This window comes from Pseudomonas sp. AFG_SD02_1510_Pfu_092 (assembly GCF_003331055.1).
Taxonomy (GTDB): domain Bacteria; phylum Pseudomonadota; class Gammaproteobacteria; order Pseudomonadales; family Pseudomonadaceae; genus Aquipseudomonas.
Window position 1 is genome coordinate 66035 of record NZ_PUQD01000007.1, and the last position, 23863, is coordinate 89897.

Genomic DNA, 23863 nt, shown 5'->3' on the forward strand with positions numbered 1-23863 from the left:
CGGCAGAAAACGTTACCCTATGCAACTGAATTTCCCGCACTTGCCTGAGGTTACCTCCGTGTTCTCCCAATTCGCCCTGCACGAACGCCTGCTGAAAGCCGTGGCCGAGCTTAACTTTGTCGAGCCTACCCCGGTGCAGGCTGCGGCCATCCCCCTGGCCCTGCAAGGGCGTGACCTGCGCGTGACCGCGCAGACCGGCAGTGGCAAGACGGCCGCTTTCGTGCTGCCGCTGCTCAACCGCCTGGTCGACCTCAAAGGCGGGCGTGTCGAGATCCGCTCGCTGATCCTGCTGCCAACCCGCGAGCTGGCCCAGCAGACCCTCAAGCAAGTGCAGCTGTTCTCGCAGTTCACCTACATCAAGGCGGGTCTGGTCACCGGCGGTGAAGATTTCAAGGAACAGGCCGCCATGCTGCGCAAGGTGCCGGATGTGCTGATCGGCACCCCAGGCCGCCTGCTAGAGCAGCTCAATGCCGGCAACCTCGACCTGTCCCATGTGCAGGTGCTGATCCTCGACGAAGCCGACCGCATGCTCGACATGGGCTTCGCCGAAGACATGGAGCGCCTGTGCAAGGAGTGCGAGAACCGCCAGCAGACCCTGCTGTTCTCGGCCACCACCGGTGGCGCGGCCCTGCGCGACATCATCGGCAAGGTGCTGAAAGACCCTGAGCACCTGATGCTCAACAGCGTCTCGCAGCTGGCCGAAGGCACCCGCCAGCAGATCATCACCGCCGACCATGACCAGCACAAAGAGCACATCGTGCAATGGCTGCTGGCCAACGAGACCTTCGACAAGGCGATCATCTTCACCAATACCCGGGCCCTGGCCGACCGCATCTACGGTCACCTGGTGGCCAAGGATGTGAAAGCTTTCGTGCTGCACGGGGAGAAAGACCAGAAGGACCGCAAGCTGGCCATCGAGCGCTTCAAGCAAGGCAGCTCCAAGGTGCTGGTGGCCACCGATGTGGCGGCCCGCGGCCTGGACATCGACGGCCTGGACCTGGTGATCAACTTCGACATGCCGCGCAGCGGTGACGAGTACGTGCACCGCGTGGGCCGTACCGGCCGTGCCGGTGGCGAAGGCCTGGCCATCTCGCTGATCACCCACAACGACTGGAACCTGATGTCGAGCATCGAGCGCTACCTCAAGCAGCAGTTCGAGCGCCGGGTGATCAAGGAAGTGAAGGGCACCTACAACGGGCCGAAGAAGGTCAAGGCTTCGGGCAAGGCGGCCGGCAGCAAGAAAAAGAAGGTCGAGAAGAAGTCCGGCGACAAGAAAGCTGCTGCCAAGCGCAAGCCGACTGCCAAGCCGAAGGCCAACGCACCGCTGGCCAGCGCTGACGGCCTGGCACCGCTGAAGAAGCGCAAGGTTGTGGCTGAGTAAGCCCCGGCAACGGCGCTGGCCCCTTCGCGGGTGAACCCGCTCCCACAGGTACTGCATTGATTTCAAGCTCTATGCGATTCCCAGTGGGAGCGGGTTTACCCGCGAAGAGGCCAGTGCAGGCAACCCCTATTCAGCCTTTTTCTCCGCGTCTTTCAATTCCTTGATCCGTTTGTCGATCAACTGACATTTGTCGGGCAAGTCCTTGCTCGCCGTCCCCAGCTCCATCCCTTGAAGCTCGTCATTGATCTCCTTGGCCTTCTGCGGGTTCTGCTCGGTCAACTGTTTGACCAGCCCGGCCAGCTCTTCGCGTTTCTGCGTCGCTTCTTCCGGTGTGCAGGCCCAGGCAGGAAGGGCCAGCAACACGGCAGTGGCGCAGGCAATGGGTAGCAGCGGTTTCATCCTTTCTACCTCTAGCAGTGGCTATGCGCGATTGAGGGGTGTGGACGGTTGGAAGTTCAGAAGCTGCGACCGGTGGCTGGTTTTCGCCTGGCAGTAGTCCATTTCCGAGTCAATCATCCCATGCTGACTCGGAGCGATGGGTCAGCCTCGGATGGCTGAAGGCGCTGATAGGCGTCGTTGTGTATACGGAAAGGCGGGGTGAGGTGATACGCATCATCTGCGCGCGAAAAGCCACCAGATGGGAGGCCAGACACTATGACCAAATCATCAAGAACTGACTGGAGCCGCCTGGCCCGGCAGGACGATAAGGATATCGATACTTCGGATATTCCGGAGCTGGATCAGAACTTCTTCCGCCAGGCAGAGTTGCGCGTGCCCGCAAAGCAGGCGGTAACCATTCGCTTGGATTCCGATGTTCTCGCCTGGTTCAAAGAGCAGGGTAGTGGCTATCAGACCCGCATCAATCAATTGCTGCGCCAGTACATGCAGGCCCAACAACGTCAGCGTTGAGAACTTTCGGAACACCCGACCATCCCTAACGGTCCCACCTGTGTACCCCTTCCGTCCACAGGAGCCCATAACCATGAGCATCGCCTACGACTGGGACCTGATCGAACGCTTGCTGCACGAGGTGCAGAACGGCGCCGGTCACAGCTTCACGCCACGCCCCTATGCCGAGCAGCACGCTGCAGCACTGGCCGCCAAGGGTGAGCCGGTGGGCGATCTGGACCACCTGAAAACCCGCGCTTGCCAGTACGAAAAGCTGCTGTTCGAGCGCGGCTTCATCGAAAGCCGGCCCGAAGAAGAGGGTGGCAACGGCGAAAACTTCGTCCTGACCGAGCGGGGTTCGCGGCTGATGAGCCTGATCGACAGTAGCATCCCCGGCTTCGAGCACCCGCGCCAGGTGCTGGATGAGCAGGAAGATGCGCTGGACGAAACCACTTTCGAGCAGGTGTCGGCGAAAGCGCAGATCGCCTGAGGTCGTTTTGAGGCTGGCAAGGGCAAGCGTTAACACCCGATAATCGGTAACTTCCGAACGCTGCCGAGCCCTTGCCCATGCCATCGACTACCCCAGAGGCCCGCCCATGAGTGCGGTCCGCAAGAACCCTGATGCCTTTGCTTTCCAGGTGATGCTGGGGCTGTGCCTGATCTGGGGCTGTCAGCAGGTGCTGATCAAGACCGCCGCCGTGGACATTGCGCCGGTGATGCAGGCGGCCTTGCGCAACGGCATTGCCGCCGTGCTGGTGGGGCTGATGCTGTGCTGGCGCGGTGGCTGGGAACAGGTCGGCGTCACCTGGCGCGCCGGGGTACTGGCGGGCGGGTTGTTCGGCGTGGAGTTCCTGTTCATCGCCGAGGGGCTGAAACTGACATCGGCGGCGCACATGTCGGTGTTCCTCTACACCGCGCCGGTGTTCACCGCGTTGGGCCTGCACTTCCGGCTACCCAGCGAACGCCTGCGGCTGCTGCAGTGGCTGGGGATTCTGCTGGCCTTCGGCGGTATAGCCATGGCGTTTGCCGGCGGCATGTCGTTCGAAGACATGGATGGCCGTATGCTGTTGGGCGATGCCTTTGGCGTGATCGCCGGGCTGGCCTGGGGCGCGACCACGGTGGTGGTGCGCTGCTCGCGGCTGTCGGAGGCGCCGGCGACCCTGACGCTGTTCTATCAACTGGCGGTGGGCTTTGCCGGGCTGCTGTTGATCGCTTTGCTCAGCGGGCAGATCGGCGCGGTGGCGCTGACACCTTTGGCGATGGGCAGCGTGCTGTTCCAGGGGATTGTAGTGTCGTTCATCAGCTACCTGACCTGGTTCTGGTTGCTGCGCAAATACCTCGCGTCGAACCTGGCGGTGTTTTCCTTTATTACCCCGCTGTTCGGGGTGACCTTTGGCGTGTTGCTGCTGGATGAGCCGCTGAGCGTGAACTTTGTGGTGGGGGCGTTGATGGTGTTGCTGGGGGTGGTGCTGGTGAGCGCCGAGCCTTGGGTGAGGCAGCAATTGCGTAAGTTTGTGGGGTAGTGAGTTGTCTGTGCCGGCCTCTTCGCGGGTAAACCCGCTCCCACAGGGGCCGCACAATCTTCAAGACCTGCGCAGTACCTGTGGGAGCGGGCGAGCCCGCGAAGAGGCCGGCGCAGGCGACCACCATTCAGGATGCAGCCTTGGCCTGACAGGCGCTGCCCTGCTGTGCAGCGCTCGCAAACAGCACCAACCCCCCAGCCACCAGCAACCCGCCCGCCGCCAGCATCAAGGCCGGCTGCAACCCACCGCTGTAATGGCTGCTGACCGCTGCCAGCAACGGCCCGCTCAACTGCCCCAGGGCAAAGCACGCAGTCAGTAACCCGGCATTGCGCTGCGTGGCGTGCGGCGCCAGTTCGCGTGAACGTTGCATCACCAACTGCATGCAGGCCAGGAACGGCCCGCCACACAGCACCACGCCCAACGCCAACCCCGCACCGCCACCCATCAGGCAGGCCAGCACACCCAACCCCTGCAACCACAAGGTGGCGGTCAGCCAGGTCGATGTACGGCCGCCGCGTCGCAGACTCACCAGTAGCACCCCGAGCGCCGCCGCCAGGCCAAACGCCGGCCAGAACAGGTCGGCCAGCCATTGGCCCCGGAACTGCTGGTTGGCCATCTGCGCCAGGAAGGTGGCCGGCAGGATGTAACCGATACCGTACAACGCATAGACCAGCCCCAGGCGGCCTACGCCGACGCTGCCAATCGGGCCCTGACGGGCAACGGAGGGCGCCGGTGCCGCTTGCAGTGCCCGCGGTAGCCAAGGCCTGAGCGCCAGCAGCATTACCAGCGCGGCTACGGCATAGATCAGCCACAGTGCGGCCGAACCCAGCCCGCCCACATGCGCCACCAGCGCCAGCAAGCCCGTCAGCGCAATGCCCAGGCCGGGCCCGGCGAATACCAGGGCGCCCAGGCGCGGGTGGTGATGGGCATTTGCCACCTGCTGGCTGAGGCTGGTGATCGTCACCAGCACCCAGGCGCTGGCCACGCCGGTGCCGAAGCGCAACAGCAGATGGCCCCAGAAGCCGTCGGCGGCCCACGAGGCCAAGGTCAGCAGCACGCACAGCCACAGCCCGCCATGCAGGCGCAAACGCACCTGGCCGGGCGAGCGGGCGAACATGGCATCGACCGCACCGATGAAGTACCCCAGGTAATTGGCCGCTGCGACCAGCCCGGCCACCGTCAGGTCGAACTGGCCTTCGGCGATCAGTTGCGGCAGTTGCGGGGTGAGGGCGAAACGGCCGATGCCCATGGCCATCATCAGCGCCACGGCGCTGGCCAGCAGTTGAGTGAGTGGCGACATGGCAGGTCTCCTGTGCCGAGGTAAGCGATGGCTGGCAGGTTAGGGCGGTTTCTTTTTCAATAAAATTGAATAATGATGAGCAAGTTGTTCTGTTTTGGAGAATGTCGTGGAGTTCAGCCAACTGCGTATCTTCCAGGCCGTCGCCGAGGAGGGGTCGGTCACCCGCGCTGCCGAGCGCCTGCACCGGGTGCCGTCGAACCTGTCGACGCGCCTGCGCCAGCTTGAACAGCAACTGGGTATCGAGTTGTTCCTGCGCGAGCGCCAGCGCTTGCAGCTGTCGCCGGCGGGCAAGGTGTTGCTGGACTACGCCAACCGCCTTTCAGCCTTGCGCGACGAGGCGCTGGCAGCCGTGCGCGGCGGCCAGCCGGCCGGGGATTTTGTGCTGGGGACCATGTACAGCACGGCGGCGACCCATCTGCCGGCGCTGCTGGCGCGTTACCACCAGGCCTACCCGGCGGTGAACCTGCAGGTGCGCGCTGCGCCCAGTGGCGAGTTGCTGGAGGGGCTGCTCAACCACAGCCTGGACGCAGCGTTGGTGGACGGCCCGTTGAACCTGGCCGGGCTGGATGGCGTGCCGCTATGCGACGAACAGCTGGTGCTGATCACCAGCCCCGAGCACCCGGCGGTGCACACTGCCCGGGATGTGGCGGGCAAGGCTGTGTTCACCTTCCGCCAGGGCTGCTCGTACCGCATGCGCCTGGAGGCCTGGTATGCCCATGCCCATACGCCCATGGGCCGGGTGATGGAGATCGAGTCGTACCAGAGCATGCTGGCCTGCGTGATCGCCGGGGCAGGCGTGGCCCTGATGGCCCGCTCGATGCTCGACAGCCTGCCTGGGCGTGACCGGGTACGGGTGCACCCGCTGCAAGCACCGTTCGATCAGGCGGTGACCTGGTTGATGTGGCGCCAGGGCATGCGCGGGGCGAATTTGCAGGCCTGGATCGATTTGCAACAAAGCGAAACGATTAACCAGTCGTCGGAATGCGCCGTTACGGCTTGATCCGTATCAAAATGGCCCGTATCTGTAGGAATAGAGGCATGCGTAATACAGAGCATGGAGCTATGATCTGTATGAAACATCGCAGGATTGAATGACCGCGAGGCTGACCCGTCAAGGGGGCATTATGAATAGACCACTGTCCAACTGGCTCCACGACCTGGCTGTCGCCTTGGGGCTGATTCCACCACCCTTGCAGCCGGTACCGATTCCGACTGATGAAGAGCAGCGCAAACGCCAACCGCGTCGTCGCTGATACACAAAAAGGCCGCTGCACCTGGGTGGGTACAGCGGCCTTTTTGTGTTCGATGAAAATCTGTTGCCTGTGCCGGCCTCTTCGCGGGCTTGCCCGCTCCCACAGGGATCGCGCACAGCCTGAGAGCGGTGCAGTACCTGTGGGAGCGGGCAAGCCCGCGAAGAGGCCGGTACGGTTAGCCGAGCCCTGTCAGGCCAGCTTCACCGCCGCCGCCGGCTTGCGCGACACCAGGCTGACCACGACAAAGCTCACCAGCCCGACCACCAGGCTGTAGTAGATCGGTGTATTGGCCTCCAGCCCATCCTTGAACATGAACAGCAGGGCGGTGGCAAAGCCCAGCGACATGCTGGCGATGGCCCCGGCGGTGGTCGCGCGCTTCCAGAAGATCGCCCCGATCAGCGGGATCAGCATGCCGCCGACCAGCAGGTTGTAGGCCAGGGTCAGGGCGTTGATCACATCGTTCACCACCAGGGCGATGCCCAGCACCACCAGGCCGGTGAGCAGGGTGAACAGGCGGCTGACGCCCAGGCTCGACGGCTTGCCGCCGCGCAGCTTGGGCAGCAGGTCCTCGGTCAGGGTGGTCGACGCCGCCAGCAGGCCGGCACTGGCGGTAGACATCATGGCGGCCAGCGCCGCAGCCATCAGCAGGCCACGAATGCCATCGGGCAAGGTGGTCTTGATCATCTCGGCAAAGGCATTGTTCGGGTTGGCCAGGTCGGGCATCAGCACATGCGCGGCCATGCCGATCGCGGCGCAGGCCAGGCCGTACAGCACGCAATACACTCCGGCGGTGGTGCCGGCACGCTGGCAGACCTTGGCGTCACGAGCGGTGAACACCCGTTGCCAGATGTCCTGGCCAATGAGAATGCCGAAGAAGTAGATCAGGAAGTAGGTGATGATGGTGTCCCAGCCAATGGTGGTCAGCTGGAAGCTGGCCGCCGGCAGCTTGGCCACCAGGGTGTCCCAGCCACCGGCCTTGTACAGGCACACCGGCAGCAGGATGAACATCAGGCCGACGGTCTTGATCACGAACTGGACGATGTCGGTCAGGGTCAGCGACCACATGCCGCCAATGGTCGAGTACAGCACCACCACACCGCCGCCGAGCAGCAGCGAAGCCCAGAACGGCAGGTCCAGCAACACCTGCAGCACGGTGGCCATGGCGAGGGTCGAGGTCACGCCGATCATCAACGCATAAGCCAGCATGATCACTGCGCTGGCCTGGCGTGCGGTCGGGTTGTAGCGCTGCTCCAGAACCTGGGTCACGGTGAAGATGCGCAGGCGCAGCAGGGGTTTGGCCAGGAACAGGTTGAGCGCGATGATGCCCAGGCCCAGCGCTGCGCACAGCCAGAAGCCGGAGATGCCGTGAACGTAACCCAGGCGCACGGTGCCGACGGTCGACGCGCCACCGAGCACGGTGGTGGCCATGGTGCCCATGTACAGCACTGGGCCGAGGTTGCGCCCGGCTACCAGGTAGTCTTCATGGGTTTTCGCGCGCCGCATGCCATACCAGCCAAGCCCGAGCATGCCGGCGGTATAGATCATTACAACAATGATGTCCAAGGCCATTGGGGGTCTCCCGATTATCTTTATTATGGCGAGATCGACCGCCCGGGCGTTTGCACGGCGCCCGGCGGTCATGTCGTGTGTTGGCGGGCCTCTGTGGCCCTCCCATATGGCTCCTGCCGGGGTCCAGCGGTATTAGCGACGCACCACGCCTGGCAGCACGCAGAGCATCTCGAACAACAGGTTGGCACCGAGCAGCGAGGTGTTGCCGGTGGTGTCGTAAGGCGGGGAGACTTCGACGAGGTCACAGCCGATCAGGTCCAGGCCGTGGCAGCCGCGAATGATCTCCATCGCCTGGATGGTGGTCAAGCCGCCGATTTCCGGGGTGCCGGTGCCAGGCGCCCAGGCCGGGTCGATGCCGTCGATGTCGAACGACAGGTACACCGGGCCGCCACCGACCTTTTCCCGCACTTCGGCCATCAGTGGCGCCAGCGATTTGTGCCAGCACTCTTCGGCCTGGACCACGCGGAAGCCCTGGCGGCGGCTCCAGTTGAAGTCATCGGCGGTGTAGCCCTGGGCGCGCAGGCCGATCTGCACCACGCGGTCGCAATCGAGCAGGCCTTCTTCCACGGCGCGGCGGAAGGTGGTGCCGTGGGCGATCTTCTCGCCGAACATGTGGTCGTTGACGTCGGCGTGGGCATCGATGTGCACCAGGCCGATCTTGCCGTGCTTCTTGTGCAGGGCGCGCAGGATCGGCAGGGTGATGGTGTGGTCGCCACCCAGGGTCAGCGGGATGATGTTGTGCTCGAGGACCTCGTCATAGGCCTCTTCGATGATGCGCACAGCGTCCAGCAGGTTGAAGGTGTTGATCGCCACATCACCGATGTCGGCCACCGACAGCGAGTCGAACGGTGCGGCGCCGGTGGCCATGTTGTACGGGCGGATCATCACCGATTCGGCGCGGATCTGCCGTGGGCCAAAGCGGGTGCCGGAGCGCAGCGAGGTGCCGATGTCCAGTGGCACGCCGATGAACGCGGCGTCCAGGCCCTGGGCAGTTTGCAGGTGGGGGAGACGGAGCATGGTGGCGATGCCGCCGAAACGCGGCATTTCGTTGCCGCCCAGTGGTTGGTGGAGGATCTTGTCCACGGTGGGCCTCATCAGTCGGTCGATTGTTCTGTTTGTTCGAACCTGTGCCGCCGCGCGCCTTGCAGGTGTGCTGTTGCCGGCGGGCAGGGACATTTCGGCCAAGTCTGCTGAAGGTAGTGGCGGGGACAAATCGCTACCGGCAAATACTTAGTTCAGGAATTTCTGAACTAACGGCCGGCAGAGCGGTTAGACTGCGCGCCAATACCCTTGCGGAACCGTGCCCCATGGCCTCGACCTTGCCCGACCTGAAACTGCTGCGCATCTTCGTCAGCGTGGTGCGCCACCAGGGCTTTGCCAACGCCCAGCGCGAGCTGAACCTGTCGACCTCGGCGATCAGCACCTACATGAGCCAGCTGGAAGGCGCCCTGGGCATCGTGCTGTGCCACCGCGGCCGTGGCGGCTTCAGCCTGACCAGCAAGGGTGAGCTGTTTCACCAGGAGACCCTGCGCCTGCTGGCCGAGCTGGACGGTTTCGAGCAGTACGCTGCTGCGCTGAAGGGGGAGTTGCGTGGCACGCTGAACCTCGGGGTGATCGACTCCACCGTCGGTGACCGGGCCTTGCCGCTGGCCGAAGCCATCGGCGCCTACAGCCAGGAACACCCGGCGGTGCACCTGCACCTGTCGGTGTCCAGCCCTTACGAGCTGCAGCTGGGCGTGCAGGACAACCGCCTGGACCTGGCCATCGGGGCGTTTTCCTCGCGCATGAGCGGGCTGCTGTATCAGCCGCTGTACCGTGAGCAGCACTGGTTGTACTGCAGCAGCCGCCACCCGCTGTATGGCGAGCGGCGCATCCCCGAGCAAGTGGTGACCCAGCAGCGCATGGTCGGGCGTGGCTACTGGAGCCAGGCCGAGCTGGCCCGGCATGGCTTCAAGCACAGCGCGGCGACGGTGGAGAGCATGGAGGCCCAGTTGATCCTGATTCTGTCCGGGGCGTACATCGGCTACCTGCCCGAGCACTATGCCCAGGCCTGGGTCGACAAGGGCGACTTGCGCGTACTGTCGCCGTCGACCTTCGGCTACCAGGCGCCGTTCTCGTTGATCATTCGCCGCGGGCGCAGCCGCGAACCGTTGATCCAGACCTTCCGCGACCTGCTGAAAAGCCAGCTCAACGTCGGCTGATGAACACGGCGTTGATACATTTTGTCGGGATACCGCTAAATTCCTGTAAAAGCACGCCGCTAAACTGATAGCGCTCTGCTACATATCAACTTGCGCTGATGATTTTTTCTTAAATTATCCTGCAAGGATCGCCCAAGATGCGCATGAACTTGCCCGTCACCGAGCACGAAAGAACCTTCCCCAGCGAACAACGCCTGATTTCCACCACCGACCTCAACAGCCGCATCACCTACTGCAACGACGCTTTCGTGGCGATCAGCGGTTTCACCTATGACGAACTGGTCGGCCAGCCGCACAACCTGGTGCGTCACCCGGACATGCCGCCGGCGGTGTTCGGCCATATGTGGGACACCATCAAGCAGGGCAAGCCGTGGATGGGCGTGGTCAAGAACCGGGCGAAGAACGGTGATTACTACTGGGTCAGCGCCTACGTCACGGCCATCTACGAACAGGGCCGCATCAGCGGCTACGAGTCGGTGCGCTCGGTGCCCACGCGCGAGCAGATTCGCCGCGCCGAGGCGTTGTATGCACGTTTGCGCGCCGGCCGTGCGCCGGTGCCGTGGGCGGCCCGGCTGGGGCGTGGCCTGGGCCACGGCTGGCCATTGATCGGTGCCGGCCTGCTGTCGGCGGCGGGCTACCTGTGGCTGCCGCCTTATGCCGCGCTCGGGCTGCTGATGGCCAGCCTGTTGCTGGCCTGGTACCTGATCGAGCACCGGCAGAACCAGATCATCCGGCGTACGCTGGCCGAGCATCCCAAGGCCTTTACCAGCCCGCTGGTGGCGTTGACCTACAGCGATAACCCGGGCCTGCAGGGCCAACTCGACCTGGCCATCATCAGTGAGGAAGCGCGCCTGCAAACGGCGCTGACCCGCCTGGTGGATGCCGGTGTCGGGGTCAAGTCGCGGGCGGCGCAGTCATCCGACCTGTCCGATGCCCAGGCACAGATGCTCGACCGCCAGCGGAGCGAGACCGACCAGTCGGCCACCGCCATTGCGCAGATGGCGGCGACCATCCAGCAGGTGACCCATAACGTGCAGAGTACGGCGCACGCGGCGGGCGATGCCGACCAGCTGGCTCAGCAGGGCAGCGAGTTGGCGTTGCAGAGCCTGAAAGCCATGGGCAGCATGAGCGATGCGGTCAACGACATCGGCCTGGCGGTCAATGCCCTGGCCGAGCAGACCCAGTCGATCGGCAGCGTGGTCGATGTGATTACCTCGATCGCCGAACAGACCAACCTGCTGGCGCTGAACGCGGCCATCGAGGCGGCGCGCGCCGGCGAGCAGGGGCGCGGCTTTGCCGTGGTGGCGGACGAGGTGCGTTCGCTGGCCCAGCGTACCCGTGCCTCGACCGAGGAGATCCACCACATCATCGCTTCGTTGCGTGCCGGGGCCGAGCGCGCGGTGAGCAGCGCCAGCCGTGGCGAACAGATTTCGCGGGACAGCGTGCACAGTGTCGAGGCAGTGCAGGCGGCATTGGGCGGGATCGCCCAGGCGGTCAGCCGCATCACCGGCATGAGCCAGCAGATGGCGACTGCATCGGAGCAGCAGAGCCATGTGGCCGAGGACATCAACCAGCAGATCGTGAGGATTGCCCAGCTGTGCGACCAGAGCGCCGGGCAGGCCAGGCAGGGCGCGGAAATCAGCCAGGACCTGGAGCGTATGGCAGAGTACCTGCATAGCCTGGCGGAGCGTTTCAACCGCTGAAATCGCCGGGGCTGCTGTGCAGCCCTTTCGCCGGCAAGCCAGCTCCCACAGGTATTGCACGAGGTTCAGGCCTGTGGTGACCCTGTGGGGGCTGGCTTGCCGGCGAAAGGCCCGCAAAGCGGGCCGCGGGTTTGTGGCAAACTGTTCCCGCCAAGGAGAACCTCATGCCCAGACCCCGCTGCGAGCGCTGCCAGCGCCCGCTCGACCATTGCCTATGCCCGTTGATTCCCGCGCTGGACAGCCGCACCCGCGTGATCCTGCTGCAGCACCCCAGTGAAACCGGCCACGCGCTGAACACCGCGCGCCTGGCTGCCCTTGGCCTGAACAACGCCGAGTTGCGCGTGGGTGAGGTGTTCGACGACCTGGAGCAGCTACTGGCCACACCTGGCTACCGGCCTGCGCTGTTGTTCCCGGGCGAGGATGCCCAGGTGCTGGCGGGCTATGGCGAGGCGGGCGCCGCACCTTGGCTGCTGATCGTGCCCGACGGCACCTGGCGCAAGGCGCGCAAGCTGCTGTATCTGAACCCGCTGCTGGAGGCGTTGCCGCGCGTGACGCTGGGGCAAGTGGCAGCCTCGCGCTATCGCTTGCGCAAGGCGCCCGAGGCGGGGGCGTTGTCGACCATCGAGGCGGTGGTGGGGGCATTGAATGCGCTGGAGCAACCAGCGCGCTTCGATGCGCTGCTGGCGCCGTTCGAAGCGTTGATCGAGGGGCAGATCAGGGCCATGGGCCTGGAGACGTTTCAGCGTAATCACGAGACCGAGTGAAGGCTGGAGGCTGCCTTGCAGCCCACAGGGGACGGTGCAACCCCGGGCTTGCGCGGTACCTGTGGGAGCGGCTTTAGCCGCGAACACCGGCACAGCCGGTGCCATCCTCCGCGTCGTCTGCTTCGCGGGCTTGCCCGCTCCCACAGGGAACGGTGCAGCCCCGGGCTTGCGCGGTACCTGTGGGAGCGGCCTTGTGTCGCGAAAGGGCCGCAAAGCGGCCCCAACCATCTTGAGCCCGGATCAACGCATATCAGGCAAATGCGCCTCGCTGCGGACTTCGGTAGTCGCCAGCGCCTCCGGCGGCAGCGAAATGCGCTGCTTGCTCAGCAGCTCACCCATGGTCGCCAGCACGCGGTAGCGCGAGAACTCCTCGGTGTAGCGCACCTCGGTGTAGCGGCGGTCGGCGTTGTACAGCTCGTTCTCACTGTCCAGCACGTCCAGCAGCGTACGTTGGCCCAGGCCGAACTGGTCCTGGTAGGCCGCGCGTACGCGTTTGGTGGTCTCGGCGTATTCACGCGCCGTCGGTAGCTGCTTGCTGGCGTTGTTCATGGCGTTCCACGCCAGGCTCAGGTTCTCGGTCAGTTCGCGCAAAGCGTTGTTGCGAATGTCCAGGGCCTGGTTGACCTTGTGCGCGTCGGAGTTCAGGCGCGCCTTGTCGCTGCCGCCGCGGAACAGGTTGTAGTTCATCTCGACGCCGGCTTGCCAGTCGTTGTTGCTGTGGCCTTTCTCGCCGCCGGTGTTGTTGTTGGCACCGGTGGCCAGAATGGCATCGAAGCGCGGGTAGAAGGTCGACTTGGCCACTTCGTACTGCTTCTCGGCGGCATTCACATCAGCCTGGGCCGACTTGATGTACGGGTTGTTCTGACGCATGCCTTCACGCGCCTGTTCAAGATCGGTCGGCATCTCCACCTTGATCGACTGCGGGTCTTCCAGCTCGTCGGGCATGCGGCCGATCACGCTGAAGAAGGCGGCCTCGGCATCGGCCAGGTCGACTTCGGCGGTGTCCAGGTTGTTTTCCGCCAGGGCGCGACGGGCGCGGGACTGGTCGAGGTCGGCGGTGCTGCCGACGCCACGCTCGTTGCGCAGACCGATCTGGTCGTTGACCCGCAGGTGGGCTTGCAGGTTGTTCCGTGCCAGGGCCACCAGTTCACGGCGCTTGAGCACTTCGAGGTAGACCTCGACCGCACGCAGCGCGACATCCTGGGCGATCGCCTGGGTGTAATAGGCGCGGGAGGTGGAAACCGCTTCGGTGCGGCCCACTTCATTCGAGGTGTTGAAGCCGTCGAAGATCATCTGCCGCAGGCGCAGCTCGGACTGGGTGTAGTTGAGGGTTGCCTTGTTATGGTTACCCTCGGCACGGGTGTTGACGTTGTCCGAACGCTGACGACCATAGCCGGCGACCAGGTCCACGGAAGGGTAGTAGCCACCACGCGCAAACTTCACATCTTCATCGGCCGACAGTTTGCTGTTGCGGTTGGAGCTGACTTGCGGGTGGTAGTCCACGGCGCTTTGCACAGCCTCGGTGATCGACATCGCCTGTACGTTGGCACTGGCCAGGGCCAACAGTAATGCACTGGTGATGGGGTTCAAAACGCGCATGGTACATCTCCCTGATCCTGGATTGATCCTGCTGTTCGCCAAAAAAATGACGATAAACTTATCGCATATAGTGTTGCAGGTTTTTAACAACACAGCTAAGTACATTCATTGCGATAGATAAGAAGATTTCTTCATATCAATTTGCCATGTAAGACATATATTGTCTAACTCCTTGACGGAGAGGCGACAAATCCGGACGCGCGAATTGCCATCAAACCCAGTAAATACGAGGCTTTCGACGGGTTCCAGAACGATTTTGGATAAGTTCGCTATCAGTTAGGCGAAATTGATATTTGGCGACAAAATATTGTCACCTTGGCTTGTGCAGGGTTTTCCGGCTGAGAATGAACAGGCTTACCAGGACAGCGCTGCTCAACATGAATGTGCGCGCCCAGAACAGCGGCACCAGATAACACGACAGGCCGATGCTGGCCCACATCAGGCCGATGGCGTAGAGCTTGCCCTTGAGGGGGATGCCTTCACCACTGAGGTAGTCACGGATCCACGGCCCGAGCTTCGGGTGATGGACCAGCCAGTGGTGAAAGCGCGGCGAGCTGCGGGCAAAACAGGCCGCCGCCAATAGCAGAAAAGGGGTAGTGGGCAGTACCGGCAGGAAAATCCCCAATACCCCCAGCGCGACGCTGAGCCAGCCGCAGGCCAGCAGCAGGTAGCGCACGGGCGACTCAGTGGTGGCGTGGCTTGAGCAGCGCCGGTTTTTCGTCAGGGGCATGCAGCAACAGGAACAGCGCAGTCAGCGCCTCGGGGATCTGAACGATCATGTCGTCCTGCAGGTTGGCGTTGCTGGCGATGTCGGCGAACTCCGGCTGCTCGTCGAACAGGCCCGAGCCGACCATGATCGGCAAGAGCATTTCGCTGACTTCTTCTTCGGCGTTCTCGAACCAGGCTTCTTCGCGCAGGAACACGCCTTCCATGAAGCCGATGCACCAGCCGCGCAGGTCGGAATCGTCCGGCTCGTCGGTCAGGTCGAGGTCGCATGGCAGCTCGAACTCGTCATCGCTGGCCAGCTGGCGGGCGATGTGCGCCTTCAGCGCAACCAGGGTGGCTTCGATCTCGGTGCGCTGGGCATCGCTGGCGTAATGCGGCTCTTCAGCGAACAGGGCGTCGATCCACTCGCGCTCGGGCACCTCCTCGGCATTGATCGACAGGGCGGTGAGGTAGCCGTGGGCGGCGACGTAGTCCAGCGCTTCTTCGTGCAGCTCGTCGGCGTCGAGGAAGGCTTGCAGGCGGGTCAGTTGCTCGGCGAAGGACATTACAGGGCTACCTTGGGGAATAAACGATAACGAATTCTAGCACCTTGCAGCGCTGGCGGGGCAAAGGGAACGTCTATCGCCGTGGTGCCCTGCGCGGCGCGGTGCTGCGGTATACTCCGCGATTTTCATCCAGGGGCAGGGTTTGCCGGCTGCCTGGCAAAAACCGCTTACGCATTCGGCGTGTGCGGGGCGGGTTTTTCGTCCAGCCTGTGTCCAGGATGGTACGGCGATTTGTGGAGTTGCACATGCTCGAACAGGCTCAGCGCGTTCTCAAGGACGTCTTCGGCTACGACAGTTTCCGCGGGCGCCAGGCAGCGATCATCGACTGCGTGGCCAATGGCGGCGATGCCCTGGTGCTGATGCCCACCGGCGGCGGCAAGTCGTTGTGTTTCCAGGTGCCGGGGTTGTTGCGCCCGGGGCTGACGGTGGTGGTTTCGCCGTTGATCGCGCTGATGGACGACCAGGTTGCCACGCTCGATGAACTGGGGGTGGCGGCCGCGGCGTTGAACTCGACGCTGACCGCGGAGCAGCAGCGTGACCTGGCCGGGCGCCTGCGCCGCGGCGAAGTGAAGATGCTGTACCTGGCGCCGGAACGCCTGGTACAGCCGCGCATGCTCGACTTCCTGCGCGACCTGGATATCTCGCTGTTCGCCATCGACGAGGCCCACTGCGTGTCGCAATGGGGCCACGATTTCCGCCCCGAATACCTGCAGCTGGGGCAGCTGGCCGAGCTGTTCCCGCATGTGCCGCGCATCGCGCTGACCGCCACCGCCGACATGCGCACCCGTGAAGAGATCGTCCAGCGCCTGCACCTGCAAGGCGCCGAGCGCTTCCTGTCGAGCTTCGACCGGCCCAACATCTTCTACCGCATCGTACCCAAGGAGGCGCCGCGCAAGCAGTTGATGGCCTTCCTCGGCGAGCGCCGCGGCAACGCCGGTATCGTCTACTGCCTGTCGCGCAAGAAGGTCGATGAAACCGCCGCTTTCCTTTGCGACCAGGGCTTTCCGGCGCTGCCCTATCACGCCGGCCTGGCAGCCGAGACGCGCGCGGCCAACCAGCACCGCTTCCTCAACGAGGAAGGGCTGATCATGGTCGCCACCATCGCTTTCGGCATGGGCATCGACAAGCCCAACGTGCGCTTCGTCGCGCACCTCGACCTGCCCAAGTCGCTCGAGGCGTACTACCAGGAGACCGGCCGTGCCGGCCGTGACGGGCTGCCGTCCGATGCCTGGATGGCCTACGGCCTGCAGGACATGGTGATGCTCAAGCAGATGCTGCAGAACTCCGAAGGTGACGAGCGGCACAAACGCATCGAACAGCACAAGCTCGACGCCATGCTGGCGCTGTGCGAAGAAACCCGCTGCCGCCGGCAATCGCTGCTGGCCTACTTCGATGAAACCCTCGAACAGCCGTGCGGGCACTGTGACAACTGCGTCGACCAGGTGCAGACCTGGGACGCCACCGAGCCGGCCCGTCAGGCGCTGTCGGCGGTGTTCCGCACCGGCCAGCGCTATGGCGTCGGCCATCTGGTCGATGTGCTGCTGGGCAAGGACACCGAAAAGGTGCGCAATTTCGGCCACGAGAAGCTTTCGGTGTTCGGCGTCGGCAAGGGCCTGGCCGAGTTCGAGTGGCGTTCGCTGTTCCGCCAGCTGGTGGCGCGCGGCCTGGTCGACATCGACCTGGAAGGCTATGGCGGCCTGCGCTTGTCCGACAGTTGCCGGCCGCTGCTGCGTGGCGAGGTGACCCTGCAACTGCGCCGCGACCTCAAGCCGCAGACCAGCGCCAAGGCCTCGTCGTCCAGCGGCGGCAGCCCGGCCAGCCAGCTGGTGCGGGCCGAAGAGCGCGAACTGTGGGAAGCGCTGCGCACCCTGCGGCGCAAGCTGGCCGAGGAGCACAGCGTGCCGCCCTATGTCATTTTCCCCGACTCCACCCTGCTGGAGATGCTGCGCAGCCAGCCGGCCAGCCTCAGCGACATGGCCCAGGTCAGCGGCGTCGGTGCGCGCAAGCTGGAGCGTTACGGCCAGGCCTTCCTCGAGGTGCTGAACAGCAGCGGCGGCAGCGACGAGGCGCCGAAAGTGGTGCTCGACCTGCGCCACGAACTGGTCAGCCTGGCGCGTGCCGGCATGACCCCGGCGCAGATCGCCGGGCAGCTCAACTGCAGCGAGAAGAACGTCTACAGCCTGCTGGCCGAGGCGCTGTGCCGTCAGGAACTGAGCCTGGAGCAGGCCCTGGACTTGCCGGAAGACCTGTTGATGGAGGTGCAGGACGCCTTCCTCGATGGTGAGGGCGAGCTGCCACCGGTGTCGGCGATTGCCCCGCAGTTCGCCGGGCGGGTGCCGGAAGGTGTGCTGTATTGCGTGCGTGCGGCGCTGGCGGCCGAGTTCGAGCTGTGACCGGCGGCCGGGTCCACGGCAGAATTGCCAACGGCTGACCCTGGTCATGTTTTTTGCCGATTATCGATCCTTCCCGCAGGCGCAAGCCTTGCCTCGCGGGAGCGGCCATGGTTAGCTGCCTAATAATTAGATCTGTTCAATGAGTCACTTATGCCCCTGACCGACAACCAACACCGCTTCGGCATGCAGCTGGCCCAGATGTCCCGGGGGTGGCGCGCCGAGCTGGACCGCCGCCTGGCCGGCCTCAACCTGTCCCAGGCGCGCTGGCTGGTGCTGCTGCACCTGGCGCGTTTCGAAGAAGCCCCGACCCAGCGTGAACTGGCGCAGAGCGTGGGCGTGGAAGGCCCGACCCTGGCGCGCCTGCTCGACAGCCTGGAAGGGCAGGGGCTGGTGCGCCGGCAGGCAGTGCTGGAGGACCGGCGGGCGAAGAAGATCGTGCTGTGCCCGCCGGCCAAGCCGCTGATCGACCAGATCGAGACCATTGCCAATCAGCTGCGGGTCGAGCTGTTCACTGGCGTGGATGAAGCGGAGCTGCAGGTGTGCATGCGCGTGCATGCGAAGATTCTGGCCAACCTGGAGAAATCCTGAGGGCCACCGGGGCTGCTTTGCAGCCCTTCGCGGGCATGCCCGCTCCCACAGGTGTATCGCGTTTCTCTGTGGGAGCGGGCATGCCCGCGAAGGGCCGCACGGCGGCCCCGCCCGTTCAGAACGTATGCCCCAGGTTCAGGTACACCGCCTGCTCATGCGCACTGTTGGCGCCATAGCTGAAATTCAACGGCCCCAACGGCGTCTCCAGCCCCAGGAAGATGCTAGCCGCATTGATGTAACCACTGTCAAATTCGTTGTCGTTGTTCCACGCCCGCCCGCGCTCCAGCGAGCCGCCGATGTACAGCGGGAAGTCCAGCGGCACGTAGGCCCGTGGCGTCAGGCGGCGGTAGTAGACCACACGCAGCAGGCTCAGGTTCTGCCCCGACACCGAGTCCTGGCGGAAGCCTGACAGCTCCCGCGCCCCGCCCAGCACGAAGCTCGAGGTGACCACTTCGGTTGCGTCCAGCGTGCGCCCGTAGCGCCCGCCCAGCACGAAGGTGTTCGGCCCGCTGCTGAGCGCCTTGTCCAGGTTGAACAGCCACTGCCGGTAATCCTGGTCAGAGTCCAGCGACGGGTCGTACTTGCGCAAGGTCAGGCCGATATCCTCGCCACGGTGCGGGAAGTACACGTTGTCGAGGGTGTCGAACGAGTATTTCAGCTCATAGAAGCCTTCGTTGAAACTGACCTTGGGCAGGTCCTGGTCGCCGATGCGCACCTCGGCTTCGCCCCAGGCCTTGCCTACACCCAGGCGCACTTCGCCATTGGTGCCGATCTGCCGGCCGACGTTCAGGCCGAAGCCGTAACGCTGAAGGCGGTATTCGGCGACCGGGTCGTTGTCCAGGGTCGCTTCGATGTTCTGCGAGCCGAAGTCCAGGTAGGGCGCGATGAAATAGCGCGAGCCGACATCCAGCGGCTGATAGAACTCGCTGTACAGCTCTTGCTGGTCGCCGATCTGGCCACGGGTCAGCCATTCGGCGCCCAGGCTGTTGATGCCGTTGACCCGGTAGCTGGCGCCCAGGTTGAAGGCACTGTCGCCGCGCAGGTCGTCCGACAGGTTCAGGCCCAGGCGCAGGTAGTCGGTACCGCCGCGTCGGCCCCGGGCGTTGATCACCAGGGTATTGTCGTCGCCCTTGTGCACCACGCGGTACTGCACGCGGTCGAAGTAATCCAGGCCATACAGCGTGCCCATGTCGGTCTGCAGGCGGCCGAGCTCCAGCGGTGCACCGATCGGCTGGCGGATGTACGAACGGATGACCTCGTCGCTGACTTTGGAATCGTTCTCGATGCGGATCGCGGTGATCGTCGGCGTGCGCTGGCGCGGCGAGCGGGCCACCGCCAGGCTGCTGTCGCCTTCGGGGCGGCGCAGGGCGGCCAGGCGCGGGTCGAGCAGGCGGGTGGCGCGGTAACCGGCGTCGATCATTGCCTCGGCGCGGCCGAAATCGGTCACGCCGAAGGCGCTCAGCGGCGGCTGGATCAGGATATCGTCGCGGTGCAGGCTGGCCAACTGTTCTTCGGAATTGCGCCGGGTCATCAGGGTGATCGACTGGTTGAGCACATCGACCACCGTGGCCAGCTGCTTGCGGTCGCGCAGCGGCGTGCCGATGTCGACCACGATGGCCAGGTCCACGCCCATTTCACGGGCGACGTCGAGCGGGATGTTATCGACCATGCCGCCGTCCACCAGCAGCCGGCCGTCCAGTTCGACCGGGGCGAACACCGCCGGGATCGACATGCTGGCGCGGATCACCTGGGGCAGGTGGCCACGGCGGAACACCACCTTTTCACCGCTGGCGATGTCGGTGGCCACTGCGCGGAAGGGAATCGGCAGCTTGTCGAAGTCACGGGTATCGGCGGTATGCGCCAGCTTGCTTTCCAGCAGCAACGCCAGGTTCTGCCCCTGGATCACCCCCAGCGGCAGGCCCAGGCTGCCGTCGTCACGAAAGCTGAGCTTTTGCTTGACCAGAAAATCCCGGTCGTCCTGCTTGCGCCGGAACGGCACATCCTTGCGTGGCGGGGCATCCGACAGCGCCTGTTGCCAGTCGAGGGTGGTGGCCAGCTTTTCCAGCTCTTCGACGCTATAACCCGAGGCGTACAGGCCGCCGACCACCGCGCCCATGCTGGTGCCGGCAATGGCATCGATGCGTACGCCCTGTTGCTCCAGCGCCTTGAGCACACCGATGTGGGCCAGGCCACGGGCTGCGCCGCCAGACAGCACCAGGCCGACCTTGGGCCGGGGCGCTTCGGCGGCAATCGCCGTAAGTGCAGTGAAGGCGAGCAGGAAACAGAACAGCAAACGGCGCATCGTGAGTCTCAAACCGTGGGCTAAAGACCGCTAGTATAAGCGGCCCCTCACCTGGAGATGCTTCACCATGGCCGACAGCAAGCCGGAAATCGTCATCACGTATTGCACTCAGTGCCAATGGCTGCTGCGTGCCGCCTGGCTGGCCCAGGAACTGCTCAGCACCTTCGCCGACGACCTTGGCCGGGTGGCCCTGGAGCCTGGCACCGGTGGGGTGTTCCGCATTACCTGCGATGGCGTGCAGGTCTGGGAGCGCAAGGCCGACGGTGGCTTCCCCGAAGCCAAGGTGTTGAAGCAACGCGTGCGCGACCAGATCGACCCGCAGCGAGACCTGGGTCACAACGACCGCTGATCAGGCGCCCTCGGCCAGTGGCCGCTGCCTGGGCGGTTGCTCGGCGGCCAGGCGGCTGGACAGCACGATGGCGAAGATGATCAGCGCACCGCCCAGCAGCATGCGCAGGGTCGGGGTTTCGGCGAACACCACCCAGGCCACGGCAATGCCGTAGACCGGCTCCATGCCGAACACCACGGCCGCCGTGCGCGCCTTGATCACCGCCAGGCTGGCGACGAACAGGCTGTGCGCCACGCCGGTGCAGAAGATGCCGAGCAGGGCGATCCACAGCCAGTCCATGGCGGCGACCGCGGCCAGGCCCGGTGCGGCGAACGGCAGCAGGCACAGGCCTACCACCAGGTTCTGCCACAGCGCCGCCTGCACTGCAGGCAGGCGGCCGGAGCCGGCGCGGTTGGTGAGTGACAGCAACGAGAACAGCAGCCCGGACAGCAAGGCCCAGAGCAGGCCGCCGGTGGCTTCGCTGGCCAGGTCGAATGCCGGCGTGACCAGTACCAGGCCGAGGCTGACCAGCAGCACCAGCACGGCCTCGTTGCGGCGGATACGTTCGCGGAACAGCAGGCCTTCGAGGATCACGGTAAAGGCCGGGAAACTGGCGAAGCCGAGGGTGGCGATGGCCACGCCGCCGACCTTCACCGCAATGAAGAAGCTGACCCAGTGGCCGGCCAGCAGCATACCGCCGAGCAACAGGCGGCGCGCATCCTGGCCGCTCAGGCGCTGCCAGCCCGGGCCGGCCAGGCTGGCGAACAGGGCCAGGGCGAGCACGGCGAAGGCGGCGCGGCCGAAGACGATGATCGCCGGGCTGGCGCTGGCGGCCAGTTTGCCGAAGACGCCGGTGAGGCCGAAGAACAGCGCGCCGATGTGCAGGGCGCCGAGGGCGGTGCGGTGGTTCATGGGTAGTCCTTGCTCAAGATCTCTACTGGCTGTGCCGGCCTCTTCGCGGGCATGCCCGCTCCCACAGGTACTGCACCGCTTTCGATGCCTGTGCAGTACCTGTGGGAGCGGGTTTACCCGCGAAAGGGCCGGCACAGGCAAAGTGTATAGGCTCAGGCAAACGCGTTCTGTCGCAAGACTGGCGTCAATTGTCGGCAGACTCGCGCCGCAACGCCAGCGGCGTACAGCCGAACGCCCGCAACATCGCTGCCGAAAACGCGCTCTGCGAGCTGTAGCCCACCTGCGCGGCAATCTCGCCCATCGGCAGCGAGGTCTGCAGCACCAGCCGGCGCGCCTTGAGCAAGCGCCGCTGGCGAATGTAATCCATCGGTGTCATCCCGCACTCGGCAGTGAAGCGCGCATGCAGACGGGCGCTGGACAGCCCGGCGATACGCGCCAGGTCGGCCACTTGCAGCGGGTAGGCGGCCTGCTGCTCGATATGCGCATCGAACGCCGCGTAGGGCAGACGCCGGCTGGCGCTGACACTGGCAGCTGCCGTGGGGGTGAGGCTGGCCAGCAGCAACGCCGCGCCTTGGCGGGCAATCAGCGGGTCATGCATGGGGCTGGCCGCCAGCCAGTCCACCAGTTGCTGCTGGCGTGCATCCAGGCCCAGGGCGGCGGCGCGGTCAAGCAGACGGCGGCTGGCGTCGGCATGCTCGCCCAGTTGTTCGCCAAGCCAGTGGTCGCCGGGCACATCCAGCACCAGGCAATCGCTGCCAGCGTCGCTGGCGCAGGTGTGATGGGCGCCCGCCGGTACCACGACCAGCCCGTGTCGATCGATGCCGGCGCCATGCCCCTGCACCTCGAACTCGAGGCGGCCGCGCAGGCCGAACACCAGTTGCGGGTGTTCGTGGCTGTGGGCGATCAGGCTGTCGCGGTAATGGCGTAGCGAGAGGATCGGGCCGGCGGTCATGGGTAGCGTCCTCGCAAGGCAGACGCGCATTGTGCCTCATTCGCGGCTGCCCATCACTCGTAACGGTATTGCCACCGCGCTGTCATCCGCGCCTGCCAGTCTCCAGCAAACTGCGCCGGAGCCTGCCCATGACCCATGCCGAACTGTCCCGCCCTTCGCGCAAGCAACGCGTGCGTACCTTGTGGGTTTCCGATGTGCACCTGGGCACCCGCGACTGCCAGGCCGAACACCTGTCGCAGTTTCTCAAGGGCTACCAGGCCGACCGCATCTACCTGGTGGGCGATATCATCGATGGCTGGAAGCTGCGCGGCGGGATCTACTGGCCGCAAGCCCACACCAACGTGATCCGCCGCCTGCTGACCATGAGCAAGCGCGGCACCGAGGTGATCTACGTCACCGGCAACCATGACGAGTTTCTGCGCCGTTACTCGCGGCTGATCCTCGGCAACATCCAGCTGGTCGACGAGGCCGAGCACCTGACCGCCGATGGCCGCCGCCTGCTGGTGATCCATGGTGACCAGTTCGATGTGATCACCCGTTACCACCGCTGGCTGGCCTTCCTCGGTGACCGCGCCTACGAGTTCACCTTGGTGCTCAACCGTTGGCTCAACCACTGGCGTGCCCGTTACGGTTATGGCTACTGGTCGCTGTCGGCCTACCTGAAGCACAAGGTCAAGGGCGCGGTGAACTTCATCAGCGATTTCGAAGATGCCATCGCCCATGAATGTACCCGGCGTGGTTTTCAGGGCGTGGTGTGCGGGCATATCCACCATGCCGAGATCCGCCGGGTTGGCGAGGTGGAGTACCTCAACTGCGGGGATTGGGTCGAGTCGTGTACCGCGCTGATCGAGCATTGGGATGGCACGATCGAGCTGTACCGGCTGGCCGAGGCGCAGGCAGCGGCGGCGGTCCGCGAGCCGGCGTAAGCGGTCAGCG

24 protein-coding genes are annotated in these 23863 nt (G+C 64.7%); 14 read left to right on the plus strand and 10 right to left on the minus strand.

Going from position 1 to position 23863, the window contains the following annotated elements:
• Window positions 1-19: 19 nt before the first annotated feature.
• A complete protein-coding gene (locus tag C6A77_RS05185; protein WP_114168322.1) occupies window positions 20-1381 on the plus strand; it encodes a DEAD/DEAH box helicase in 1362 nt (453 codons plus the stop codon).
• A gap of 126 nt (window positions 1382-1507) precedes the next feature.
• On the opposite strand, the gene C6A77_RS05190 is transcribed toward C6A77_RS05185, so the two are convergent.
• Window positions 1508-1780 carry a hypothetical protein gene (locus C6A77_RS05190; RefSeq protein ID WP_114168323.1) on the minus strand — a complete coding sequence of 91 codons (273 nt, stop codon included), beginning with the start codon at window positions 1778-1780 and terminating at the stop codon, window positions 1508-1510.
• A gap of 38 nt (window positions 1781-1818) precedes the next feature.
• Between C6A77_RS05190 and C6A77_RS05195 the strand changes: the two genes are divergently transcribed.
• The 4 genes from C6A77_RS05195 to C6A77_RS05210 all read left to right on the plus strand — a co-directional run bounded on the left by C6A77_RS05195 (window position 1819) and on the right by C6A77_RS05210 (window position 3792).
• The gene (locus C6A77_RS05195) at window positions 1819-2058 is read left to right on the plus strand and encodes a BrnT family toxin (RefSeq protein WP_114168324.1); all 240 of its coding nucleotides are present in this window, start codon (window positions 1819-1821) and stop codon (window positions 2056-2058) included.
• Window positions 2036-2290, plus strand: a complete 255-nt coding sequence (locus C6A77_RS05200; protein WP_114168325.1) for a BrnA antitoxin family protein — start codon at window positions 2036-2038, stop codon at window positions 2288-2290. The genes C6A77_RS05195 and C6A77_RS05200 overlap by 23 nt, the downstream gene beginning before the upstream one ends.
• Before the next feature lie 73 nt (window positions 2291-2363).
• Window positions 2364-2759, plus strand: coding sequence for a transcriptional regulator (locus tag C6A77_RS05205; RefSeq protein WP_114168326.1), 396 nt, complete (start codon window positions 2364-2366; stop codon window positions 2757-2759).
• 106 nt (window positions 2760-2865) lie between these two features.
• Window positions 2866-3792: a DMT family transporter gene (locus C6A77_RS05210; RefSeq protein ID WP_114168327.1), complete on the plus strand. Its 927-nt coding sequence runs from the start codon at window positions 2866-2868 to the stop codon at window positions 3790-3792.
• A 127-nt stretch (window positions 3793-3919) separates the two neighbouring features.
• On the opposite strand, the gene C6A77_RS05215 is transcribed toward C6A77_RS05210, so the two are convergent.
• Entirely contained in the window at window positions 3920-5092 is a 1173-nt protein-coding gene (locus C6A77_RS05215) for an MFS transporter (RefSeq protein ID WP_114168328.1), read from the minus strand.
• A 106-nt stretch (window positions 5093-5198) separates the two neighbouring features.
• On the opposite strand from C6A77_RS05215, the gene C6A77_RS05220 reads away from it, so the two are divergent.
• Together C6A77_RS05220 and C6A77_RS26080 are read left to right on the plus strand one after the other, a co-directional pair.
• Window positions 5199-6092, plus strand: coding sequence for a LysR family transcriptional regulator (locus C6A77_RS05220; protein WP_114168329.1), 894 nt, complete (start codon window positions 5199-5201; stop codon window positions 6090-6092).
• A gap of 124 nt (window positions 6093-6216) precedes the next feature.
• The gene (locus C6A77_RS26080; protein WP_256676271.1) at window positions 6217-6345 is read left to right on the plus strand and encodes a PA1414 family protein; all 129 of its coding nucleotides are present in this window, start codon (window positions 6217-6219) and stop codon (window positions 6343-6345) included.
• A 189-nt stretch (window positions 6346-6534) separates the two neighbouring features.
• Here the strand turns inward: C6A77_RS26080 and C6A77_RS05230 are convergent, their stop codons facing one another.
• Window positions 6535-7914, minus strand: a complete 1380-nt coding sequence (locus tag C6A77_RS05230) for a sodium:solute symporter (protein WP_114168330.1) — start codon at window positions 7912-7914, stop codon at window positions 6535-6537.
• Window positions 7915-8046: 132 nt separating this feature from the next.
• On the minus strand, window positions 8047-8997 hold the full coding sequence (gene speB / locus C6A77_RS05235; protein WP_114168331.1) for an agmatinase: 951 nt from the start codon (window positions 8995-8997) through the stop codon (window positions 8047-8049).
• A gap of 224 nt (window positions 8998-9221) precedes the next feature.
• On the opposite strand from speB, the gene C6A77_RS05240 reads away from it, so the two are divergent.
• The 3 genes from C6A77_RS05240 to C6A77_RS05250 all read left to right on the plus strand — a co-directional run bounded on the left by C6A77_RS05240 (window position 9222) and on the right by C6A77_RS05250 (window position 12582).
• Window positions 9222-10115: a LysR family transcriptional regulator gene (locus C6A77_RS05240; protein ID WP_051099419.1), complete on the plus strand. Its 894-nt coding sequence runs from the start codon at window positions 9222-9224 to the stop codon at window positions 10113-10115.
• Window positions 10116-10252: 137 nt separating this feature from the next.
• Window positions 10253-11818 carry a PAS domain-containing methyl-accepting chemotaxis protein gene (locus tag C6A77_RS05245; protein ID WP_114168332.1) on the plus strand — a complete coding sequence of 522 codons (1566 nt, stop codon included), beginning with the start codon at window positions 10253-10255 and terminating at the stop codon, window positions 11816-11818.
• Window positions 11819-11982: 164 nt separating this feature from the next.
• A complete protein-coding gene (locus C6A77_RS05250; RefSeq protein ID WP_114168333.1) occupies window positions 11983-12582 on the plus strand; it encodes a DTW domain-containing protein in 600 nt (199 codons plus the stop codon).
• Window positions 12583-12822: 240 nt separating this feature from the next.
• On the opposite strand, the gene C6A77_RS05255 is transcribed toward C6A77_RS05250, so the two are convergent.
• From C6A77_RS05255 to C6A77_RS05265, 3 genes are all read right to left on the minus strand, one after another.
• Window positions 12823-14181: a TolC family outer membrane protein gene (locus tag C6A77_RS05255; RefSeq protein ID WP_114168334.1), complete on the minus strand. Its 1359-nt coding sequence runs from the start codon at window positions 14179-14181 to the stop codon at window positions 12823-12825.
• 310 nt (window positions 14182-14491) lie between these two features.
• Window positions 14492-14857 carry a YbaN family protein gene (locus C6A77_RS05260; protein ID WP_114168335.1) on the minus strand — a complete coding sequence of 122 codons (366 nt, stop codon included), beginning with the start codon at window positions 14855-14857 and terminating at the stop codon, window positions 14492-14494.
• A 7-nt stretch (window positions 14858-14864) separates the two neighbouring features.
• A complete protein-coding gene (locus C6A77_RS05265) occupies window positions 14865-15452 on the minus strand; it encodes a YecA family protein (protein WP_025340148.1) in 588 nt (195 codons plus the stop codon).
• A gap of 245 nt (window positions 15453-15697) precedes the next feature.
• On the opposite strand from C6A77_RS05265, the gene recQ reads away from it, so the two are divergent.
• Both recQ and C6A77_RS05280 read left to right on the plus strand, forming a co-directional pair.
• Window positions 15698-17845 carry a DNA helicase RecQ gene (gene recQ, locus C6A77_RS05275; RefSeq protein ID WP_114168337.1) on the plus strand — a complete coding sequence of 716 codons (2148 nt, stop codon included), beginning with the start codon at window positions 15698-15700 and terminating at the stop codon, window positions 17843-17845.
• A gap of 150 nt (window positions 17846-17995) precedes the next feature.
• Entirely contained in the window at window positions 17996-18433 is a 438-nt protein-coding gene (locus C6A77_RS05280) for a MarR family transcriptional regulator (protein ID WP_114168338.1), read from the plus strand.
• Window positions 18434-18548: 115 nt separating this feature from the next.
• Here C6A77_RS05280 and C6A77_RS05285 read toward each other — a convergent pair whose 3' ends face one another.
• Window positions 18549-20735, minus strand: a complete 2187-nt coding sequence (locus tag C6A77_RS05285; RefSeq protein ID WP_114168339.1) for a patatin-like phospholipase family protein — start codon at window positions 20733-20735, stop codon at window positions 18549-18551.
• Window positions 20736-20802: 67 nt separating this feature from the next.
• Here C6A77_RS05285 and C6A77_RS05290 point away from each other — a divergent pair, with 67 nt between their 5' ends.
• On the plus strand, window positions 20803-21084 hold the full coding sequence (locus C6A77_RS05290; protein WP_114168340.1) for a SelT/SelW/SelH family protein: 282 nt from the start codon (window positions 20803-20805) through the stop codon (window positions 21082-21084).
• On the opposite strand, the gene C6A77_RS05295 is transcribed toward C6A77_RS05290, so the two are convergent.
• Both C6A77_RS05295 and C6A77_RS05305 read right to left on the minus strand, forming a co-directional pair.
• A complete protein-coding gene (locus C6A77_RS05295; RefSeq protein ID WP_114168341.1) occupies window positions 21085-21975 on the minus strand; it encodes a DMT family transporter in 891 nt (296 codons plus the stop codon). It abuts the gene before it with no gap.
• Between the two features lie 184 nt (window positions 21976-22159).
• Entirely contained in the window at window positions 22160-22927 is a 768-nt protein-coding gene (locus C6A77_RS05305) for an AraC family transcriptional regulator (protein ID WP_114168342.1), read from the minus strand.
• 128 nt (window positions 22928-23055) lie between these two features.
• Here C6A77_RS05305 and C6A77_RS05310 point away from each other — a divergent pair, with 128 nt between their 5' ends.
• The gene (locus C6A77_RS05310) at window positions 23056-23853 is read left to right on the plus strand and encodes a UDP-2,3-diacylglucosamine diphosphatase (protein WP_114168343.1); all 798 of its coding nucleotides are present in this window, start codon (window positions 23056-23058) and stop codon (window positions 23851-23853) included.
• Window positions 23854-23863 lie beyond the last annotated feature (10 nt).

Bases quoted from the DNA above. Each gene is read 5' to 3' on its own strand.
- C6A77_RS05185 (WP_114168322.1), top strand. From the start codon at position 20: ATGCAACTGAATTTCCCGCACTTGCCTGAGGTTACCTCCGTGTTCTCC.
- C6A77_RS05190 (WP_114168323.1), bottom strand. From the start codon at position 1,780: ATGAAACCGCTGCTACCCATTGCCTGCGCCACTGCCGTGTTGCTGGCC.
- C6A77_RS05200 (WP_114168325.1), top strand. From the start codon at position 2,036: ATGACCAAATCATCAAGAACTGACTGGAGCCGCCTGGCCCGGCAGGAC.
- C6A77_RS05205 (WP_114168326.1), top strand. From the start codon at position 2,364: ATGAGCATCGCCTACGACTGGGACCTGATCGAACGCTTGCTGCACGAG.
- C6A77_RS05210 (WP_114168327.1), top strand. From the start codon at position 2,866: ATGAGTGCGGTCCGCAAGAACCCTGATGCCTTTGCTTTCCAGGTGATG.
- C6A77_RS05215 (WP_114168328.1), bottom strand. From the start codon at position 5,092: ATGTCGCCACTCACTCAACTGCTGGCCAGCGCCGTGGCGCTGATGATG.
- C6A77_RS26080 (WP_256676271.1), top strand. From the start codon at position 6,217: ATGAATAGACCACTGTCCAACTGGCTCCACGACCTGGCTGTCGCCTTG.
- C6A77_RS05230 (WP_114168330.1), bottom strand. From the start codon at position 7,914: ATGGCCTTGGACATCATTGTTGTAATGATCTATACCGCCGGCATGCTC.
- C6A77_RS05240 (WP_051099419.1), top strand. From the start codon at position 9,222: ATGGCCTCGACCTTGCCCGACCTGAAACTGCTGCGCATCTTCGTCAGC.
- C6A77_RS05245 (WP_114168332.1), top strand. From the start codon at position 10,253: ATGCGCATGAACTTGCCCGTCACCGAGCACGAAAGAACCTTCCCCAGC.
- C6A77_RS05250 (WP_114168333.1), top strand. From the start codon at position 11,983: ATGCCCAGACCCCGCTGCGAGCGCTGCCAGCGCCCGCTCGACCATTGC.
- C6A77_RS05255 (WP_114168334.1), bottom strand. From the start codon at position 14,181: ATGCGCGTTTTGAACCCCATCACCAGTGCATTACTGTTGGCCCTGGCC.
- C6A77_RS05265 (WP_025340148.1), bottom strand. From the start codon at position 15,452: ATGTCCTTCGCCGAGCAACTGACCCGCCTGCAAGCCTTCCTCGACGCC.
- recQ (WP_114168337.1), top strand. From the start codon at position 15,698: ATGCTCGAACAGGCTCAGCGCGTTCTCAAGGACGTCTTCGGCTACGAC.
- C6A77_RS05280 (WP_114168338.1), top strand. From the start codon at position 17,996: ATGCCCCTGACCGACAACCAACACCGCTTCGGCATGCAGCTGGCCCAG.
- C6A77_RS05285 (WP_114168339.1), bottom strand. From the start codon at position 20,735: ATGCGCCGTTTGCTGTTCTGTTTCCTGCTCGCCTTCACTGCACTTACG.
- C6A77_RS05290 (WP_114168340.1), top strand. From the start codon at position 20,803: ATGGCCGACAGCAAGCCGGAAATCGTCATCACGTATTGCACTCAGTGC.
- C6A77_RS05295 (WP_114168341.1), bottom strand. From the start codon at position 21,975: ATGAACCACCGCACCGCCCTCGGCGCCCTGCACATCGGCGCGCTGTTC.
- C6A77_RS05305 (WP_114168342.1), bottom strand. From the start codon at position 22,927: ATGACCGCCGGCCCGATCCTCTCGCTACGCCATTACCGCGACAGCCTG.
- C6A77_RS05310 (WP_114168343.1), top strand. From the start codon at position 23,056: ATGACCCATGCCGAACTGTCCCGCCCTTCGCGCAAGCAACGCGTGCGT.